The sequence below is a fragment of the Blastococcus sp. SYSU D00813 genome, assembly GCF_054050735.1.
This window is the reverse complement of the sequence record NZ_JBJGZX010000070.1, coordinates 1-5,545: the sequence shown is the minus strand read 5'-3', so window position 1 is coordinate 5,545 and position 5,545 is coordinate 1. Positions and strand designations below refer to the sequence as shown.

At 59.6% G+C, this 5,545-nt stretch carries 3 rRNA genes; all 3 read left to right on the top strand.

The features are described 5' to 3' along the window. Window positions 1–154: 154 nt before the first annotated feature. Window positions 155–1,671 (top strand): 16S ribosomal RNA (locus tag ACI8AX_RS23490). Window positions 1,672–2,167: 496 nt separating this feature from the next. Continuing rightward, a 23S ribosomal RNA gene (locus ACI8AX_RS23485) occupies window positions 2,168–5,291 on the top strand. 130 nt (window positions 5,292–5,421) lie between these two features. Then, a 5S ribosomal RNA gene (gene rrf / locus ACI8AX_RS23480) occupies window positions 5,422–5,538 on the top strand. The 16S, 23S and 5S rRNA genes sit together here, the layout of an rRNA operon. Window positions 5,539–5,545 lie beyond the last annotated feature (7 nt).

Sequence of the window (5,545 nt, the reverse complement as noted above, 5' to 3'; positions counted from 1 at the left end):
GCGCGTCCGTTCCTTGAGAACTCAACAGCGTGCCGAAAGTCAGTGCCAAGTAATACCCCGGGTGCTGCGGATCTTCGGGTTCGTGGTGCTGGGATTCCTTTGGTTGATTGATATCGCGAGTGTCAGCTCGCGGTTCTCAGCTGGTTTCAAATCATCTACGGAGAGTTTGATCCTGGCTCAGGACGAACGCTGGCGGCGTGCTTAACACATGCAAGTCGAACGGTGAACCTCTTCGGAGGGGATCAGTGGCGAACGGGTGAGTAACACGTGGGCAACCTGCCCCTGGCTCTGGGATAACTCCAAGAAATTGGGGCTAATACCGGATATGACCGCTGACCGCATGGTCTGGTGGTGGAAAGATTTATCGGCTGGGGATGGGCCCGCGGCCTATCAGCTTGTTGGTGGGGTAGTGGCCTACCAAGGCGACGACGGGTAGCCGGCCTGAGAGGGTGACCGGCCACACTGGGACTGAGACACGGCCCAGACTCCTACGGGAGGCAGCAGTGGGGAATATTGCGCAATGGGCGAAAGCCTGACGCAGCGACGCCGCGTGGGGGATGACGGCCTTCGGGTTGTAAACCTCTTTCAGCAGGGACGAAGCGGAAGTGACGGTACCTGCAGAAGAAGCACCGGCCAACTACGTGCCAGCAGCCGCGGTAATACGTAGGGTGCAAGCGTTGTCCGGAATTATTGGGCGTAAAGAGCTCGTAGGCGGTTCGTCGCGTCGGCTGTGAAAACCTGAGGCTCAACCTCAGGCCTGCAGTCGATACGGGCGGACTTGAGTTCGGCAGGGGAGACTGGAATTCCTGGTGTAGCGGTGAAATGCGCAGATATCAGGAGGAACACCGGTGGCGAAGGCGGGTCTCTGGGCCGATACTGACGCTGAGGAGCGAAAGCGTGGGGAGCGAACAGGATTAGATACCCTGGTAGTCCACGCCGTAAACGTTGGGCGCTAGGTGTGGGGGCCATTCCACGGTCTCCGTGCCGCAGCTAACGCATTAAGCGCCCCGCCTGGGGAGTACGGCCGCAAGGCTAAAACTCAAAGGAATTGACGGGGGCCCGCACAAGCGGCGGAGCATGTTGCTTAATTCGATGCAACGCGAAGAACCTTACCTAGGCTTGACATGCACGGAAATCCTCCAGAGATGGGGGGTCCGTAAGGGCCGTGCACAGGTGGTGCATGGTTGTCGTCAGCTCGTGTCGTGAGATGTTGGGTTAAGTCCCGCAACGAGCGCAACCCTCGTTCCATGTTGCCAGCACGTGATGGTGGGGACTCATGGGAGACTGCCGGGGTCAACTCGGAGGAAGGTGGGGATGACGTCAAATCATCATGCCCCTTATGTCTAGGGCTGCAAACATGCTACAATGGCCGGTACAAAGGGCTGCGATACCGCGAGGTGGAGCGAATCCCAAAAAGCCGGTCTCAGTTCGGATTGGGGTCTGCAACTCGACCCCATGAAGTTGGAGTCGCTAGTAATCGCAGATCAGCAACGCTGCGGTGAATACGTTCCCGGGCCTTGTACACACCGCCCGTCACGTCACGAAAGTCGGTAACGCCCGAAGCCGGTGGCCCAACCCTTGTGGAGGGAGCCGTCGAAGGCGGGATCGGCGATTGGGACGAAGTCGTAACAAGGTAGCCGTACCGGAAGGTGCGGCTGGATCACCTCCTTTCTAAGGAGCAACTCACCGGCCAGGTTCGTCTGGTCGGTGCAGAGCCATGCCAGAACAGGACGCCGGCCCCGTGGTGGGGTGGGCGCGGGTCGTCTGGATGGTGCTCGAGGGTGGAACGCTGACCAGTTCGGCCGCCGGTGATGCACCGGCCCCTAGTACGGCCCGTCCCCTTTGGGGGGTGGGTGTGGAAGCGGGTCGGGGGATCGGGCCGGGGTCGTAGGCACGCTGTTGGGTCCTGAAGGAACGGACCCATGTCCGGCCCGGTGTTGTCCGGGTGGGGGGTGGGGTTTCTTCGTGCCAGGGCTCTCCTGGTCTCGCATCGGCCGTCGGGTGACGGTGCTGGCGGGGTCGTGTGGGGGGTGGTTGGTCGTTCGTTGAGAACTGCACAGTGGACGCGAGCATCTTCAACAGTTCGCGGAGCTCTGCTCCGGGTCGTCGGCTTCCTTGGTGGGGTCGGAGGGTCGGGGTGGGGGTTCGTGGTTTGTAGGTTTTGTGTGGCCAAGTTGTTAAGGGCACACGGTGGATGCCTGGGCACCAGGAGCCGATGAAGGACGTAGGAGGCTGCGATAAGCCTCGGGGAGCTGCCAACCGAGCGTTGATCCGAGGATGTCCGAATGGGGGAACCCCGCACCAGTCATGTGGTGTGACCCGCGCCTGAACACATAGGGCGTGTGGAGGGAACGTGGGGAAGTGAAACATCTCAGTACCCACAGGAAGAGAAAACAACCGTGATTCCGTGAGTAGTGGCGAGCGAAAGCGGATGAGGCTAAACCGTTTCCATGTGATAGCCGGCAGGCGTTGTGGAGGCGGGGTCGTGGGACCGCTCAGTACCTTCTGCCGAGGGTACGGGGAGTCAGAAAGACGGTCAGTTAGTGGAAGGCCTGCTGGAACGGGTCGCCGTAGAGGGTGAGAGCCCCGTACACGAAAACTGCCGTCCTCCCGAGCGTGTTTCCCAAGTAGCACCGAGCCCGTGAAATTCGGTGTGAATCTGGCGGGACCACCCGCTAAGCCTGAATACTCCCTGGTGACCGATAGCGGACGAGTACCGTGAGGGAAAGGTGAAAAGTACCCCGGGAGGGGAGTGAAATAGTACCTGAAACCGTGTGCCTACAAGCCGTGAGAGCCGCAGCACCTTCGGGTGCACGGTGATTGCGTGCCTTTTGAAGAATGAGCCTGCGAGTTAGTGGTACGTGGCGAGGTTAACCCGTGGGGGGTAGCCGTAGCGAAAGCGAGTCCGAACAGGGCGTGTGAGTCGCGTGCTCTAGACCCGAAGCCGAGTGATCTACCCATGGCCAGGTTGAAGCGCGGGTAAGACCGCGTGGAGGACCGAACCCACCAGGGTTGAAAACCTGGGGGATGAGCTGTGGGTAGGGGTGAAAGGCCAATCAAACTCGGTGATAGCTGGTTCTCCCCGAAATGCATTTAGGTGCAGCGTCACGTGTTTCTTGCCGGAGGTAGAGCACTGGATGGCCGATGGGCCCCACAAGGTTACTGACGTCAACCAAACTCCGAATGCCGGTAAGTGAGAGCGTGGCAGTGAGACTGCGGGCGATAAGGTTCGTAGTCGAGAGGGAAACAGCCCAGATCATCGGCTAAGGCCCCTAAGCGTGTGCTAAGTGGAAAAGGATGTGGGATCGCAGAGACAACCAGGAGGTTGGCTTAGAAGCAGCCACCCTTGAAAGAGTGCGTAATAGCTCACTGGTCAAGTGGTTCCGCGCCGACAATGTAGCGGGGCTCAAGCACACCGCCGAAGCCGTGGCACTCACATGTTGCCTGTCGCCTGTCCTTGTGGCCGGCGGCCAGGTGTGTGGGTGGGTAGGGGAGCGTCGTGTGGCGGTGGAAGCGGCGGAGGGATCCAGCCGTGGACGCCACACGAGTGAGAATGCAGGCATGAGTAGCGAGAGGGGAGTGAGAAACTCCCCCGCCGGAAGACCAAGGGTTCCTGGGCCAGGCTAATCCGCCCAGGGTGAGTCGGGACCTAAGGCGAGGCCGACAGGCGTAGTCGATGGACAACGGGTTGATATTCCCGTACCCGCGAAGGAACGCCCATGCTGAACCCAGCGATACTAACCGTCCGAAGCCGGTGAGGCCCTTGTGGCTGATCCGGTGGAGCACGGGACCTGGACTGGTAGTAGGCAAGCGATGGGGTGACGCAGGAAGGTAGTCCTACCGGTGAGTGGTAGTACCGGTGCAAGGGTGTGGCCCGTGGAATAGGCAAATCCGTTCCACATGTGGGTGAGGCCTGACGCATAGCCGAATGAGGCGAATGGGATGATCCTATGCTGCCGAGAAAAGCCTCTAGCGAGTTCCGAGCGGCCCGTACCCCAAACCAACTCAGGTGGTCAGGTAGAGAATACCGAGGCGATCGAGCGAACTGTGGTTAAGGAACTCGGCAAAATGCCCCCGTAACTTCGGGAGAAGGGGGGCCGCTTCCCGTCATCACTCTTGCAGTGGGCAGCGGGGGGTGGCCGCAGAGACCAGTGAGAAGCGACTGTTTACTAAAAACACAGGTCCGTGCGAAGTCGTAAGACGATGTATACGGACTGACGCCTGCCCGGTGCTGGAACGTTAAGGGGACGGGTTAGCCGCAAGGCGAAGCTCAGAACTCAAGCGCCAGTAAACGGCGGTGGTAACTATAACCATCCTAAGGTAGCGAAATTCCTTGTCGGGTAAGTTCCGACCTGCACGAATGGCGTAACGACTTCTCAGCTGTCTCAACCACAGGCTCGGCGAAATTGCACTACGAGTAAAGATGCTCGTTACGCGCGGCAGGACGGAAAGACCCCGGGACCTTCACTATAGCTTGATATTGGTGTTCGGTTCGGCTTGTGTAGGATAGGTGGGAGACTGTGAAGCGGGCACGCCAGTGTTCGTGGAGTCGCCGTTGAAATACCACTCTGGTCGAATTGGATGTCTAACCTCGGTCCGTGATCCGGATCAGGAACAGTGTCAGGTGGGTAGTTTAACTGGGGCGGTTGCCTCCCAAAATGTAACGGAGGCGCCCAAAGGTTCCCTCAGCCTGGTTGGCAATCAGGTGTCGAGTGCAAGTGCACAAGGGAGCTTGACTGCGAGACCGACGGGTCGAGCAGGAGCGAAAGCTGGGACTAGTGACCCGGCACCGGCATGTGGAAGCGGTGTCGCTCAACGGATAAAAGGTACCCCGGGGATAACAGGCTGATCTTCCCCAAGAGTCCATATCGACGGGATGGTTTGGCACCTCGATGTCGGCTCGTCGCATCCTGGGGCTGGAGTAGGTCCCAAGGGTTGGGCTGTTCGCCCATTAAAGCGGTACGCGAGCTGGGTTTAGAACGTCGTGAGACAGTTCGGTCCCTATCCGCCGTGCGCGTAAGAGACTTGAGAAGAGCTGTCCCTAGTACGAGAGGACCGGGACGGACGAACCTCTGGTGTGCCAGTTGTACCGCCAGGTGCACTGCTGGTTGGCTACGTTCGGCAGGGATAACCGCTGAAAGCATCTAAGCGGGAAGCTCGCTTCAAGATGAGGTCTCTCACCCAGTCAATGGGGTAAGGCCCCCGCCCAGACCAGCGGGTTGATAGGCCGGAAGTGGAAGCACCGCAAGGTGTGGAGCTGACCGGTACTAATAGGCCGAGGGCTTGACCACACAACCCACTTCACACCACGAACCGTGGTCCTGTCGAAGACACACGCGTCCACTGTGCAGCTCTGAACGAACGACCCCGCACACACACCACCTCGGTGTGTGCGCGATGGAGTCGACAAGTTCACAGAGTTACGGCGGTCATGGCGAGAGGGAAACGCCCGGTCCCATTCCGAACCCGGAAGCTAAGCCTCTCAGCGCCGATGGTACTGCCCTGGAGACGGGGTGGGAGAGTAGGACACCGCCGGACAACCATT